General features: G+C 31.7%; 12 protein-coding genes and 1 tRNA gene. 3 read left to right on the plus strand and 10 right to left on the minus strand.

The window, feature by feature from the left end:
• Positions 1–114: 114 nt before the first annotated feature.
• Positions 115–1,428, minus strand: coding sequence for a uracil-xanthine permease family protein (locus BHU33_RS02495; RefSeq protein WP_054646956.1), 1,314 nt, complete (start codon positions 1,426–1,428; stop codon positions 115–117).
• Positions 1,429–1,584: 156 nt separating this feature from the next.
• Positions 1,585–2,754, minus strand: a complete 1,170-nt coding sequence (locus tag BHU33_RS02500; RefSeq protein WP_065866208.1) for a hydroxymethylglutaryl-CoA synthase — start codon at positions 2,752–2,754, stop codon at positions 1,585–1,587.
• A gap of 119 nt (positions 2,755–2,873) precedes the next feature.
• Here BHU33_RS02500 and BHU33_RS02505 point away from each other — a divergent pair, with 119 nt between their 5' ends.
• Positions 2,874–3,131: a hypothetical protein gene (locus tag BHU33_RS02505; protein ID WP_054646886.1), complete on the plus strand. Its 258-nt coding sequence runs from the start codon at positions 2,874–2,876 to the stop codon at positions 3,129–3,131.
• Between the two features lie 41 nt (positions 3,132–3,172).
• Here BHU33_RS02505 and BHU33_RS02510 read toward each other — a convergent pair whose 3' ends face one another.
• Positions 3,173–4,354 (minus strand): aminotransferase class I/II-fold pyridoxal phosphate-dependent enzyme, encoded by a 1,182-nt coding sequence (locus BHU33_RS02510; RefSeq protein WP_054646885.1) that lies wholly within the window; start codon positions 4,352–4,354, stop codon positions 3,173–3,175.
• 158 nt (positions 4,355–4,512) lie between these two features.
• On the minus strand, positions 4,513–5,874 hold the full coding sequence (locus tag BHU33_RS02515; RefSeq protein ID WP_054646884.1) for an FAD-dependent oxidoreductase: 1,362 nt from the start codon (positions 5,872–5,874) through the stop codon (positions 4,513–4,515).
• A gap of 179 nt (positions 5,875–6,053) precedes the next feature.
• Between BHU33_RS02515 and BHU33_RS02520 the strand changes: the two genes are divergently transcribed.
• On the plus strand, positions 6,054–6,620 hold the full coding sequence (locus BHU33_RS02520) for a DUF5067 domain-containing protein (RefSeq protein ID WP_054646883.1): 567 nt from the start codon (positions 6,054–6,056) through the stop codon (positions 6,618–6,620).
• A 415-nt stretch (positions 6,621–7,035) separates the two neighbouring features.
• On the opposite strand, the gene BHU33_RS02530 is transcribed toward BHU33_RS02520, so the two are convergent.
• Both BHU33_RS02530 and BHU33_RS02535 read right to left on the minus strand, forming a co-directional pair.
• Positions 7,036–8,349: a 2-hydroxycarboxylate transporter family protein gene (locus tag BHU33_RS02530; RefSeq protein WP_054646881.1), complete on the minus strand. Its 1,314-nt coding sequence runs from the start codon at positions 8,347–8,349 to the stop codon at positions 7,036–7,038.
• 275 nt (positions 8,350–8,624) lie between these two features.
• On the minus strand, positions 8,625–8,834 hold the full coding sequence (locus tag BHU33_RS02535) for a helix-turn-helix transcriptional regulator (protein ID WP_054646880.1): 210 nt from the start codon (positions 8,832–8,834) through the stop codon (positions 8,625–8,627).
• 139 nt (positions 8,835–8,973) lie between these two features.
• Between BHU33_RS02535 and BHU33_RS02540 the strand changes: the two genes are divergently transcribed.
• Entirely contained in the window at positions 8,974–9,624 is a 651-nt protein-coding gene (locus BHU33_RS02540) for a helix-turn-helix domain-containing protein (RefSeq protein ID WP_054646879.1), read from the plus strand.
• Positions 9,625–9,709: 85 nt separating this feature from the next.
• On the opposite strand, the gene BHU33_RS02545 is transcribed toward BHU33_RS02540, so the two are convergent.
• The 4 genes from BHU33_RS02545 to recJ form a co-directional block, all read right to left on the minus strand.
• The gene (locus BHU33_RS02545) at positions 9,710–9,910 is read right to left on the minus strand and encodes a hypothetical protein (RefSeq protein WP_054646878.1); all 201 of its coding nucleotides are present in this window, start codon (positions 9,908–9,910) and stop codon (positions 9,710–9,712) included.
• A 236-nt stretch (positions 9,911–10,146) separates the two neighbouring features.
• Positions 10,147–10,236: transfer RNA gene (locus BHU33_RS02550), tRNA-Ser, on the minus strand.
• A gap of 65 nt (positions 10,237–10,301) precedes the next feature.
• On the minus strand, positions 10,302–10,820 hold the full coding sequence (locus BHU33_RS02555; protein WP_054646877.1) for an adenine phosphoribosyltransferase: 519 nt from the start codon (positions 10,818–10,820) through the stop codon (positions 10,302–10,304).
• Between the two features lie 17 nt (positions 10,821–10,837).
• Positions 10,838–13,153 (minus strand): single-stranded-DNA-specific exonuclease RecJ, encoded by a 2,316-nt coding sequence (recJ, locus tag BHU33_RS02560; RefSeq protein WP_056997538.1) that lies wholly within the window; start codon positions 13,151–13,153, stop codon positions 10,838–10,840.
• Positions 13,154–13,160: the final 7 nt, after the last annotated feature.

The following is a 13,160-nucleotide window of genomic DNA, read 5'->3' on the forward strand; positions in this document are numbered from 1 at the left end:
ATTTATTCATTTTCCATCAACACTACATAAATATAGCCAAAATTGAATAATTAAAAACGCCTAATCCCATTATTATTAGGCGTTTCAAGAAATTAAATTGTGTGAAATTATTTTTTAAAGAGTATCAGTTGTGTCAGCATCAATTGCATCAATTTCTTTAGCTTTGGGAGAATTATTATTTTCCTTTGGCAAAACCAAATTTAAAATAATCCCAATTACAGTTGCTAATGCAACCCCAGTAAATTGAAAATGGCCTAATTGAAGATAAGCATTTCCGACTCCAATTACCAATATTACAGAAACAATCATTAAATTGCGCTTTTTATTCATATCAAGATGATTATCAATCATAATTTTAATTCCACTAGATGCGATGGTTCCAAACAAGAGGAAACTTATTCCACCAATTACAGGGAGAGGCATTTGCATAATTAAAACATTTAACTTATTAACAAAAGCAAAAGCCATTGCAAACAATGCTGCTCCAGCAATTACGTACACACTATAAACTTTAGTAATTGCCATTACACCAATGTTTTCACCGTAGCTAGTAACTGCAGGACCACCTAGAATGCCGGCTACTAGTGAAGCCATTCCATCACCTGCTAGTGTCCTATTCAATCCAGGATCTTTAAAGAAGTTTCGATGAGTTAATTCTCCAAGCACCATCAAATGACCCATATGTTCTGTCATCGTCACAAAAGCAATTGGTGCCATGATTAAAATGGCATTAAAATCAAAATGAAATCCTTTTTCAGTTCCAAAAATTTGAAAATTAGGAACTTTAAACCATGGAGCAGTTGCAATAGCATGAATATTAACTAATCCACAAGCCATTGAAATTAAATATCCCGCAATAATTGCTAATAAAACCGGAATCATACCCAAGAATCCTTTTAATTTCATATTAAAAAAGATAGCTAAAAATAGTGTTGCTAAAGCAATCAAAAAATACATTAAGTTATAACTTCCATTTTTCATCATTGCATCTTGAGCAGCACTCCCAGCTAATGATAAACCAATAACAATCACGATTGGCCCAACTACAATCGCTGGTAACAATTTATCAATCCATTTTGTTCCTAACATCCATACTAGCATTGCCACCAATAAATAAACAATTCCTACAGAAATGACACCTTGTTGAACGCCAGAAATACCAGTCGTCTTCATCAATGCTATCATGGGGGTGATGAAAGCAAAACTTGATCCCATATATGCTGGAATTTTACCTTTCGTGATTAAAATATGGAGCAAAGTGCCGATTCCAGAAGCAAACAATGCAATACTAGGACTTAATCCAACTAGTAATGGAACAATCACAGTGCTACCAAACATTGAGAACATATGTTGCAGCGACAATCCAATCCATTTTATTCCGCTGGGTTTTTCATTGACATCTAAAACAATATCATCATTTTTTTGCAATCTGTTTCCCTCCTAATAAAAAAGACCGTCATCCAGAGATGACAGCCTTTTAGCCTAATTAAATTTTTAAATCGACTAAAATCTTACCGTCTCTCTGGACGCTTTTAAAGATTATTATTACTTATAAGATAGTTGTTTTAAACAAAACTGTCAATCTCATCTTTGGATTTTATACTGTCTTTTACTACCACTTACTCCAGAAAATACTACTTCAGCATTGTCGTTTGTGACATCTAATACAAAATCGCCAGCATCAATTTTAGGCCATCGCAAAAATAACTCTTCATATTGCGAAACATTTAACTGTTTACGTTGCTTCAATAATGATTCAACATGTTGTTTTCTTAAATTATTTTTAAAATCAGACTTTAAAGTGCCTGTGTAAAATTCTCCTTGTGCTCCTGATCCATAACTAAAAATTCCAACTTTATCATTTACCTTTAAATCGATTGCATTATCCAGTAATGATAATAAACTTAAATACAATGATCCAGTGTACAAGTTTCCAACTTGTTTATTGTAAACTCGACTAGCTTCAAATTCTTGTAATAAGTCAGCTTGTTTTGCATCTGACAATTCTGGTAAAATCTCTCGCAAACCTTTTAATCCCATTTTTGTATAGGGCAAATGAAATACAATTGCTTTTAAATCATCAAGTTGCAACTTATTTTCTTTTAAATAATCATGAATAGTAATATTAAAAAACTTTTGATAAATATCATTTGAATAATGTCCATCAACCAAAGCATTAGTTTGGTTAATTGGTCGCCAAAAATCCATAATATCATCTGAATAAACACTGCTATTTTTGCTAATTGACATAATTTGTGGATCAGCAGCAATTGTCATCGCAACTGCTCCTCCTCCTTGAGTCACTTCCCCAGGAGTATTAATTCCATAGCGCGCCACATCTGATCCAACCACTAAAGCTTGTTGATCAGGATGCAAATTAACAAAGTCTTTTGCCATTTGAATCCCGGCAGTCGCTCCATAGCAAGCTTGTTTAATTTCAAAAGCACGAGCCTGCTTATTTAAGCTCAATAAGTTTTGTAAATAGATTGCTCCTGATTTAGAATTATCGACTCCACTCTCAGTCCCTAAAATTATCAGACTAATCTTCGAACGATTGTCATCATCAATAATCTGCAATGCAGCATTTGCAGCCATGGTTACAGAATCTTGAGTTGGCGGAATAACTGCCTGATTAGTTTGGCCAATCCCAATTAAATATTTATTAGGATCTTCGTTTCTAGCGCGAGCTAAATCTACCATATCAACGTAATAATTAGGAGTAAAAAATCCTATTTTGTCAATTCCTACATTCATTTCCTCACTCCATTTATTTGAAAAATCTAATATTTTAATTTTACATTTGTTTATTATTTTAGCAAATCATTTACTTCCCTGTTAAAATTTAACTAGTACTAAAAAATGAGGTGAAAATTATGAAAAGAATTAATATTGAATTTCCTAAACCAGGTACTTCGATTGAAAAAACCATCCCAGTTACCGAGGGTCAGATTCAAGTTGAATTAATCACTCTAAACAACCAAGGTCCTGATGGATATGCTTTAGAAATTAAATTCCTTGATGGAACTAGCGAAGACTTCCCAGAAAGAAATACCACTGAATTTTTGGATGGATTCAATTCCAGTTTAGAATTATCAAATGGTGACCTGTTAATTGCTAAGGCACCAAAATAATAAAATAATCCTCTGAAGTTAAATTTTCAGGGGATTATTTTTTATGCTTTTTCATTTACAAATTGATTAATTCTTTTCATTGCTTCTTCGATCTGATCCATGTCAGCGGCATAAGATAGTCTCAAATAATCCTCTCCACTCTTACCAAAAGCACTACCGGGTGTAACTCCGACATGAGCTTCTTTAGCTAAACGAAGTGCAAATTCACGTGAATTTTCATTGTATTTATCAGGTATTTTAGCAAAGATATAAAATGCACCATCAGGACTGGTAACTTTAAATCCAAGTTTTCTGAGTTCTTTTGTTACCAAATCACGACGTTTGCGGTATTCTTTCAACATTGGTTTAGTATCATCAACACCATTTTCAAGTGCTTCTACTGCTCCATATTGAGCTGGATTAGACGGAGAAGTAACTAAATATCCATGAACCTTATTGACGTTAGTAACTGCTTCAGCAGGACCTGCTACATATCCTAAACGATAACCAGTCATAGCATGTGATTTTGAAACTCCATTAATGACAATTGTGCTGTTTGGAATAAATTCAGCAATTGAAGTATGGTTAAGCTCATAAGTTAATTCACTATATATTTCATCAGCAATTACCAAAATTCCACGATCTCGCAAAATTTTAGCTAATGCTTTTAACTCTTCATCGGTATATTCAACACCGGTTGGATTATTTGGATAATTAAGAATAATTTCGCTGATATCTGGATTTTCATCCAAAACTTGGGTTAATTTTTCACTAGTTAACTTAAATTGATCATCAGAAGTATCAACTGGAACCACAACACCTCCAGCCATTTCAATTACAGATGTATAGGCAGGATAAGCTGGCATCGGAACCAATACTTTGTCACCTGGATTAACCGTAGCAAGAAAAGTACTTGATAAAGCTTCGGCGGCACCATCAGTTACAGTAATTTCAGTTTCTGCATCATAATTAATTCCATAACGTTGTGATAAAAAATTACTAATAACTTCTCGTAACTCTTTCCACCCATTTTGTGGTGAATAATGTGATTTATTTTCAGCAATACTTTTAATTGCGGCGTCTTTAACATGTTCTGGTGTGTTAAACCCCGGCTCCCCAACGTTTAAGCTAATTAAATCAGGAACATTACTAATCTCTTTTGAAAAAGATCTGATTTGTGATGGTGTAATACTAGTTAAGACGTGGTTATATGTGTTACTTAGTCTCTCGTCTAATTTTGGCATAATTATTCCCCCAATACAGCGCAATTAAATTTATATCCGTTAATCCTTAAATATTCGACTACTAAATTCAATGAATGATTTAACATTAACTTATTCACCAGTTTAAAGGAAAAATAAAAAACTTCAAGGTAAACTTGAAGTTTTTTTAATTGATTATTTTATTTATCTAATTTATCTTGAGCTTTTTGAGCAGCCACATTCATAATATTCCAAGGACGGTCAAAACCTGGTTGGAAAAAGAAATCTGCATAAGCTAAATCATCAACTGTCAAATGTTGTTGGATTGCAAGAGAGATCGTATTAATATTAGCAGTAGTATCCATTTTTGACATAATCTGAGCACCCATTATCTCGCGATTTTCAGGGTTATAAGTTAATTTAAAATAGACCTCAGCATTATGATCAGCAGGTACAAATGGTGGAACCTTTGTATCTTTTACAAATACTGAGTCAACTTTAACACCACATTTAGCTGCGGTAACATCCTTAACTCCTGTAGATGCAAATTTATAATCATAAACATGCAATGCTGATGATCCAGAAACTGCAGTTGTCTTTCTAAGCTTTTCATTCAAATTATGAGCGGCAGAACGTCCTTGACGACGAGCATTAGTTGCTAAAGCAATTTGCTGCTTTTTACCGGTTGGTGCAAATTCTACTTCGGTAGCATCTCCAGCAGCAAAAATATCTGTTTGGTTAGTTTGTTGATATTCATCAGTTTTAATCAAACCACGTTCATTTAAATCAACAATTCCATCTAACCACTTTGTTGCAGGACGAATTCCAGCCGTTTCAATCACTAAATCAGCGTCCCATGAGTCACCATTGGTTGAAACAACACTAGTAACTTTTTTATCCGAATTGCCAATGTATTCTTTAACTGATTGATCTAATCGGATGTCAATACCCTCATTTTTAAGTTTATCTGCTAGGATATCAGTAAATTCAGGATCAAGATAAGTTCCCAAAATACTAGGATTTAAATCAATAATTGTTACATGCATTCCAGCTTTTGCAAATGATTCGGCAGCTTCAATCCCAATATAACCAGAACCAACTACTGTTACATTCTTAATATCTGGTTTTACTTCTGCTTCTTTAAGTAAAATTGCCCAATCACGTCCACGCATTGCATAAATATTTTGTAAATCTTTACCTGGAACTGGTAACTGAAATGGAACAGCACCAATACTCAAAATTAATTTGTCGTAATTTTCTGTTTTTTCTTTACCATTATTTACATCTACTACTGTAATAGTATGTGACTTAGGATTAATATTAGTAACATCTGAATTAATTCTAACGTGAACACCTTTTTCTTCCATTCCTGGAATGGTAGCATAACTTACAGAATTGACGTCTTTAACAATTCCTTGGAGATACAATTCCATCCCACATGACAAAAATGAAATGAAGTCTCCTTTTTCATACCAATCAATTTCTGCATCTGGGAAGTCATGTAAAACTCCTCTAACAGCTTCAAAACCACCATGAGATGAACCAACTACTGCTACTTTCATATAATTAAGCCTCCTATATTTATTCTACTTAAAGATATTGTGTACATACAAGTTGTAATCAACCATATCTTTTATACTAATTGTAAACTAATAAACAATAAAATCCAAATATTTGCTACATTTATTAATTACGTTTTATGTTGTACAATTAAGTCAAATATAAATAAGGAGCGTTTTCATTGAAAAAATTATTAGTGGGAAGTTTTATAATTGTTAGTACTTTTGCATTAACAGCTTGTTCTTTAGATGGAAGTTATCATAAAAATGCATCAGATTCAAATAATACAAAAAGTTCTAAAAAAGCTAAAATGCCATCAGAGTCATTTTTTAGAAATAACGAAGCAAAATTGAGTGATAAAACGCTTAAAATTACTGGTGTTAAAACCGTTAAGAAAAGTCAAAATAATCCTAATCCGTTAGTTGTTTTTCTTTATACCACCAAAAATACGTCTAATAAAAATATGACTCCCGAGGAAGCTTGGAATACAACCTTCAAAGTTTCTCAAAACAAGCAAAAATTAAGTAAATCAAATTTTACTGATAAATCCATTCCATCAAATCCGCAAGAAAATATCGGTAAAAATCAAACTGTTAAAAATTCCATGGTATATGTTTTGAAGAATAGTAGTGATCCAATTTCAGTTAACGCTAGTGAAGGAATTAATAACAATAATATTACTGCCTCAACTTCACAGAATATTGATGGCACTAATTTAGGCTCACAAGTCTACAACATTAAAAATTAAGCAATAACTACCACTTATTAAAACCACCAAGTATAAATTGGTGGTTTTTTATTTAAAATAATTTTGTTTGTTCACTGTTAATTCCTTCTGAAATCAATATTTCATTGAATTCAACTCTTCTATTTGAAGAATCTTTAACATTAAATACTTTTACGGGTTTATGTAATAACTGAATCCTGTTATTTATTTGGTGCACTTGGTAGTGATAAATAGTATAAGGACATTTTATTGAATTTGATAAATAACTAATCGTTTTACCTTGATTCATTTTAAAACACTCGTCTGGTGTAAAAATATGATTTCCAATTTTTTGAACCATACATAAAACCTTTCGTAATAAATTTATACAATAAAATATAAAAACACTTTTATTCAAATTGGAATAAAAGTGTTTTTACATCATTAATTTAATTAGTTAACCGAATACTGAAATATAAATCCCGGCGGCAACTAACATAATTGCCCCACCTAAACGATTACCCATTTGAGCAAATCCGATTAAATTCATTCGATTAGAAGCTGCTAATACAGAAATATTTCCAGTTCCACCCATTGAATTATTAACTAATCCTGCAGTAATAGCAGATTCTACTGAATAAAGACCGAATAACTTTCCGATCAATCCAGCAGCAATAGTGATAACAACTACACTAGTCAATACTAGAATTACAAATTGCCAAGTCAGTGAATGACCCAAAACAGGTAAATCTAACTTAGTTAAACCTACACCAGCCAATAATGCATGGGTTAAGTTCTTTGTAATTGAATTACTAAATGTAACAGCTGATTCTTCATAGTACTTAGGAATCAAACCGCCAGCCTTGAAAATAATAACCAATAAAATAATAAAAGCATATTCATTAATCATAGGAATAAAGTGATTTAATGTTAATGCAACCATATAAAAAGCTGTAGCTACCATCAAACCTACACCCATTTTTTGGTATGTAATTTTAATATCTTCTTTAGCAATACTATCATAGTTTCCAGGCATCATTTTTCCATGACCGTTACCTTTACTATTAGCAAAAAGTTTGCTTACTAAACCTGCTCCAATAATAGCAAAAACGTTACCTAAAATAACAGCAGGCATTAACATTGATAAATAATCAGTTGATCCACCAAAAGCTTGATGATAGATTCTTGAAAGTGGGATCGCTCCTGCACCAATACCTCCACCCATAACAGGGAAAGCAACGAATAGTGCTCCATAATTGAATCCTTTACCAATTACAGTTGAAACTATCCCAACTGCAAGGAAGGCAATTGCCATTGATAAAAATGCTACTGGCAAAAAACGGACAGATGCTTTTAACAGCATTTTTCGATTCATTCCTAAAATTGCACCAACAATCAGTGAAATGATAAAGAAATCAACAAATCCAGCACCAGAAACAAACTTATCTACAACATTAATAGTAGATTTCGGAATTAAACCAGTAATCGCCATTAATGCTGGTGCAAATAATGCAAATACGGCTCCACCACCTAAATAACTTTTGAAAATTGGTAAATGTGATCCTAGCCAATAAAATACATTTCCTAAAACTACCATTATAAATAAAGCAGCAAAAATATTACTAGTATTATCTTCAGGTAAAATGCCAAGATACATTACCATAATAAGAATGATAACTAAGATAGCATAAATAACTAATCCAAATCCATCGATTTTAAATTCTTCTAATCGATTTAAAATATTGCGTAAACCACCTTTTTTATCTTTCATATACTTTTACAACTCCTTTTCATTGAATTAAACATTATTAAGTATATGATATTTTTCACAAATTTCAATTGTTTTTACTATATTTTTTTGAATTTCATCTATAGAATTGCTAAACATCGGTAATGATACCGGATTTTTATTTCATAAGATTATCTTCAAAAATCAGTAGTTTTAATGTGAAAATCTTAATTAAATGAAAAAGATAAAATATTTATTATTTATTAAGTTGAATATGATTCAAAAAGCAAAAACTTGTTTCTGTTTTTTGAACATTTTTAACAAAAAAATATGTCTTTAATTTCTACTCCTAATCCATCAGCAATTTTTTTAGCTAAAGGTGGATAAGGATCTTTTTTACCATACAATATTTTCCCAATATACCCAGGATTAGAGTTTATTTTTCGTGCAAATCCATTGATCGAATACCCTTCTAAAGAAACAGCCTTTCTTACTTTTTCCGGATCTTTTAATTTTAAACTAATCATTAGGATTCCCCTTTCATTATAAGAATAACTATAGCATAACGTTTCTGTTTTTCAATCAAATTTATTTTTTTGTTTCTATTTTCATAATAATTTTAATTCATTACTGTTATACTAAGTTGAAAGAAAGGTTTGTATAATAATGAATTCAAAAAATAATGATTTTGGAATAAAAATAAAATCAATTAGAAATAAGAAAGGTTTTTCAGTCAGACAAACTGCTTTACAAGCTAAGATGTCAAGTTCATATTTATCCCAAATTGAAAATGGTTTAGTTAATATTCCTAAACCCACTACTCTACTAAAACTAGCTAATGGCCTTCGAATCTCAAAAACAGAGATTTTTAAATTAGCAGGATTAGATAATAATTATTCTCATGAACTTAAAGTATATAATGATGAAAAAATGATTAATATTCCTGTAATTGGCGAAATCGCTTGTGGAACCCCAATTGTAGCTCAAGAAAACATTGAAGAGTATCTTCCGACAATTAAAAAATCAATTCCAAATGGGATTAATTTTTATTTAAAATGCAGAGGTAATTCCATGTTGCCAACGATTCCAAACGGTGCTTATGTTTTGATCCACCAACAATATGAAGTCGAAAATGGTAGTCTTGCTGCAGTTTTACTAAATGATAATGAAACAACTTTAAAACGCATTCAGTATCAAGGTGATGAAATTATTTTAATACCTGATAATCACGATCCTAAATATCATCCCATCATTTTAAATGAAGATAATCCTGGAAAAATAATTGGTAAAGTAATTCAAATGCAAGTATATTTTTAAATGTTAACAATACAAAAACACTCTCTAATTAATAGCATTATCTACTAATCAGAGAGTGTTTTTATACTTTTTGAAAACATAATGATTATTTGTTATCACTGTTAAGTGCATGTTTACGTAAATCTGCAAATGCTTCTAAATCAATTTCTTCAGTAGTGTTGTTAGTAAAATGTACATGGTATGAAACAATTTTACCTTCTTTTTCACGTGGAGTAATTGAGTTAGCATTATTAAGGTTTACAATTCTACCATCACCAGTTTCAAGTAATCCTGTATAGTTATTCATATTATTCACCTCCTTCATTTATTGTCTATTATTATGCCATAAAAATACTAATTAAACAATTATCAAGAGATATAAAATAAAACAAAAAAAGACACTAAAATTAATTAGTATCTTCACGTACACAATTTGTACACATTTAATTCAGTTTTATTCCTTTTTACTCCCTATTCAATTTTAATGAATGCCGTTAAATCAACGTTTTCAGCAGAAATAACAAAGAATAAAAATGATAATTAAGGAGAGTACAGGATTTGAACCTGCGCGCCGAGTATAAGCTCGGTTCGCCGGATTTCGAGTCCGGTGCATTACCACTCTGCCAACTCTCCAAAGTAATACTATTCAATTATAATTTTAATGAAAATAATTTGCAAGTTGAATAGTATTATTTTACTCAATATTTCATCAAACTAAAGACATCATAGCCTTTAATTTTGTCACGTCCTTTAAGATCCATTAGCTCAACTAAGAAAGCTGTACCGACTACAATCCCGCCTAAATCTTCAACTAGTTTAATGGTAGCAGCAATTGTTCCCCCAGTTGCTAATAAATCATCAGTAACTAAAACTCGTTGTCCTGGTTTAATGGCATCTGCATGTAAATATAAAGCTGACTGACCATATTCTAATCCATAAGTTGCTTTGACAGTCTTACCGGGCAGTTTACCCTTTTTACGTGCTGGAGCAAACCCAATATCTAAATCATAAGCAACCGGACAGCCTACAATAAAACCTCGGGCTTCTGGGCCTACAACTACATCAACATTTAATTTTTTAGCATAATCAACAATTTCATTAGTAGCTTGATGATATGCTGGTCCATTTTCTAATAATGGAGAAATATCACGAAATAAAATTCCCGGTTCAGGAAAATTAGGATAACTAGCAACATAGTCCTTCAAATTGAGCACCATACAAAAACTTCCTTTCGTTACTTATCATTAATATTTTGAATTAATTTAATAAATTCATCATGACTAAGATCTAATAATTGTTTTTCAATTTCTAATTCTTGTTGACGCTTTTGATAAATCTGAGCACTATTTAAATCTTGATGCAAGGGATTAAGAACCTTTTTCATAACTCCATTTTTAATTTCTACAAAACCCAATTCATCAAAAACTTGAAACATAAATACCAACATATTTTTATTGATTTTTAAAGTATGAGAAATTTTATCAAGCTGCTTGCGCAACATAACTTCTGGGCGTAGTTGAATAAATTTAAATAATTTAGCATATTGTGCTCGAGTTGGCATTCCTATTTTTTTTATAACATTTTTTTTATACAAATATAATATTAATAATTCAGTATCAATATTTTCAAGCATTTTTTTCAAATCAGTTATTTTTTTAGGACAATCAACTACAAAAACTTTTTCATAATGACTGTTTTCAGTAACTTGACTAGCCAAAATTGCTTGTGAATCATTTCCTAAATATTTTTCAAGTTTTTCTTTGTTGGCGGGATTAAAAAATACGTAAGTTCCTATTTCAGAAAACATGGGCTGAACTAATTTTGAAGTACGTCGATCTTCAATGATACGCCCATCAATTGCTAAATCATCCACCATGATTTGTAATGATGTTCGTCCCCGAAACTCATTTTTGCTCAGTGTACCTGCCACTTTTAAATTGTTTGAAAGATAATTAATTTCTTGTAATTGATTTCCAATTCCAAAATCAATTGCTGCTATTTTTTGTCGATTACCTAATAAAGAGAATTTTAAATGATTTTTATCCTGACCAATTGCCTTAACATCACTTAGAGAATTGGGTTTAATTGAAAATTCAGGCTTTTCGTTATCTCTTCCAAAAGGACTTAAAACATTAATATCATCGTATAATTCTGAAGTGATATCATCAGCCGATATTTGATAATTAATCAACAAAGTTGGTTTTTTATCAAATGCCAACTTTTGTTTATCGGCAGCATTTTCAAAAACAGCAGCGATTTTAGCTAGATTAGCCACTGGTATGGTCATTCCAATCGCCATTTCATGTCCACCAAATGCTGTCATTAATTCCTGCTCAGTCGATAATGACTTGAACAAATCGAAACCTTCAATACTTCTTCCAGAACCTTTAGCAAATTTCCCTTCACTATCTTCAGTTAAAACGATTGTCGGTTTATTATATTTATCTTTAATTCGGCTAGCGACAATTCCAAGCGCTCCTGCATTCCAATCCTTACCAACTATCAAAAGCGTCTTACGATTTTGGTTAGTTGTATTTTGAACCTGAATTTCAGCTTGTGACATAATCTGAGTAACTAATTCTTTTCGTTGTTCATTTTTCTTTTCAGTTATTTTAGCTAACTTATCTGCTGCTACCTCATCGGTAGTTGTTAAAAGCTCAACCCCAGGATTAGCATCGCCCATTCGTCCAATTGCGTTAAGTTCAGGAGCAATTTTAAATCCAATATCTTCTTCACTCACATTATCCAACTTTATTTTAGCACGTTTAATAAGCGACTTTAATCCAGGACGTTCGGTCAAATGAATTACATTTAAGCCAAATTGTACTAAGGCTCGATTTTCGCCTGTAAGAGAAACTAAGTCAGCAACAGTCCCAATTGCAGCTAAATCAAGCTGTTCTTGTGGAATCTCATCATTCAAAGCTGTTGCTACTTTAAATGCAATCCCAGCTCCAGATAAATATTTAAAGGGATAATCAGGGCTTAATTCAGCATGAACAATTGCATAAGCATTTGGTAATTGTTTAGGTAATTCATGATGATCTGTAACAATCACGTCACACTTTAACTCATTAGCCTTTTCAATTGCTTCGAAACCAGAAACCCCATTATCAACCGTTACTATCAAAGAAGTTCCATTAGCAATTATTTTTTTAAAGGCATTCACATTTGGACCATAACCATCCTTAAATCTATTAGGGATATAGTAATTAACATTGGCACCAATTTCAAGCAATGTTTCATAAAGAATAGAGGTACTAGTTAAACCATCAGCATCATAATCACCATAAATCGTTATTTGCTCACCATTTTCAATTGCTTTTTGAATCCTTGTGATGGTTTTTTCCATATCATGAAGCAAAAAAGGCTCAAGCAAATCTGAAGTGTCCGGACTAAGAAAATGTCTAATTTCGTCTTCATTTGTATAGCCGCGATTTATTAGTAATTGTGCTACTAACGGAGTAATTCCTAATTCAGAAGATAACTTGTCAACTTGATCTGTTTTGGCAAGATTAGGTTTTAACTTCCAATTAAATTTTGAAGAAAACACTCAATAT

Origin of the sequence: Fructilactobacillus lindneri DSM 20690 = JCM 11027 (genome assembly GCF_002907375.1) — a bacterium.
GTDB classification, from domain to species: Bacteria; Bacillota; Bacilli; order Lactobacillales; family Lactobacillaceae; genus Fructilactobacillus; species Fructilactobacillus lindneri.

Bases quoted from the DNA above. Each gene is read 5' to 3' on its own strand.
- BHU33_RS02500 (WP_065866208.1), bottom strand. From the start codon at position 2,754: ATGAATGTAGGAATTGACAAAATAGGATTTTTTACTCCTAATTATTAC.
- BHU33_RS02505 (WP_054646886.1), top strand. From the start codon at position 2,874: ATGAAAAGAATTAATATTGAATTTCCTAAACCAGGTACTTCGATTGAA.
- BHU33_RS02510 (WP_054646885.1), bottom strand. From the start codon at position 4,354: ATGCCAAAATTAGACGAGAGACTAAGTAACACATATAACCACGTCTTA.
- BHU33_RS02515 (WP_054646884.1), bottom strand. From the start codon at position 5,874: ATGAAAGTAGCAGTAGTTGGTTCATCTCATGGTGGTTTTGAAGCTGTT.
- BHU33_RS02530 (WP_054646881.1), bottom strand. From the start codon at position 8,349: ATGAAAGATAAAAAAGGTGGTTTACGCAATATTTTAAATCGATTAGAA.
- BHU33_RS02535 (WP_054646880.1), bottom strand. From the start codon at position 8,834: ATGATTAGTTTAAAATTAAAAGATCCGGAAAAAGTAAGAAAGGCTGTT.
- BHU33_RS02540 (WP_054646879.1), top strand. From the start codon at position 8,974: ATGAATTCAAAAAATAATGATTTTGGAATAAAAATAAAATCAATTAGA.
- BHU33_RS02545 (WP_054646878.1), bottom strand. From the start codon at position 9,910: ATGAATAACTATACAGGATTACTTGAAACTGGTGATGGTAGAATTGTA.
- BHU33_RS02555 (WP_054646877.1), bottom strand. From the start codon at position 10,820: ATGGTGCTCAATTTGAAGGACTATGTTGCTAGTTATCCTAATTTTCCT.